Annotated in this window: 2 protein-coding genes; both read left to right on the top strand. The window is 67.4% G+C overall.

Going from position 1 to position 818, the window contains the following annotated elements; all coding sequences use genetic code 11:
• The coding region (locus QZL63_RS03060; protein ID WP_441293886.1) for a methyltransferase RsmF C-terminal domain-like protein at positions 1–470 on the top strand (470 nt) is incomplete at its 5' end.
• A 91-nt stretch (positions 471–561) separates the two neighbouring features.
• The coding region (locus QZL63_RS03055) for a MerR family transcriptional regulator (RefSeq protein ID WP_290585829.1) at positions 562–818 on the top strand (257 nt) is incomplete at its 3' end.

The following is an 818-nucleotide window of genomic DNA, read 5'->3' as shown; positions in this document are numbered from 1 at the left end:
GGCAGCGCCTTCCGAAGGGGCGCCGGTCGATGGTCGCTCCGGCCGACCGGGCGTCGGCGGGCGAGCTGCGGCGCTGGGTCCGCGAGCCAGACCGCATGGTCTTCGGCACGGTTGCCGGCACCGGTTACGCCTGGTACGGGGAGCAGGCCGAGGCGGTGAAGACGCTCTCGGAGGCGCTGCCCGTGATCTGCTCGGGCGTGGCGCTGGGACAGCTCTTCAAGGGACGGCTGAAACCCGATCCGGCCCTGGCCTTCTTCGACGGCCTGGAACGCGGGGCCGTTCCGGTTGCCGGGCTCGACGACGAGCAGGCGCTGCGTTACCTGCGGCGTCAGGAGGTAGCGGCCGGGGCGCTGGCCGAGGGGGTGAACCTCGTGACGGCGCGCGGACGGGCCCTGGGCTTCGCCAAGCGGATCGGTGCGCGGGTGAACAACATGTACCCCAATTCGCTGCGGATCCTCCGGCAGGAGTGAACGCGGCAGTTACGGGACGCCGCGGCAGGGTGCTGCAGGGCAGGACCGCAAAGAGAGAGAATCCGAATCAAGGGAAAGGAAGTTTAGCGTTATGAGCGAGAAATTATACTATTCGATGGGCGAGGTGGCCGAGATGTTCGACGTCAATCAGTCGCTGCTCCGCCACTGGGAGTCGCAGTTCCCCATCCTGCGGCCCAAGCGCAACAAGAAGGGCAACCGGCTCTTTACGCCGCAGGACGTGGAGCACCTCAAGCAGATCTACCACCTGGTCAAGGAGTGCGGCATGACGTTGGAGGGTGCCAAGCGTGCGATGCGCGGACAGCGCGCCGGCAAGGGGGTGAGCCGCGA

This window comes from Alistipes sp. CAG:268 (assembly GCA_000434235.1).
Taxonomy (GTDB): domain Bacteria; phylum Bacteroidota; class Bacteroidia; order Bacteroidales; family Rikenellaceae; genus Alistipes; species Alistipes avistercoris.
The sequence above is the reverse complement of the archived record's forward strand: the minus strand, read 5'-3'. Positions and strand labels throughout refer to the sequence as shown.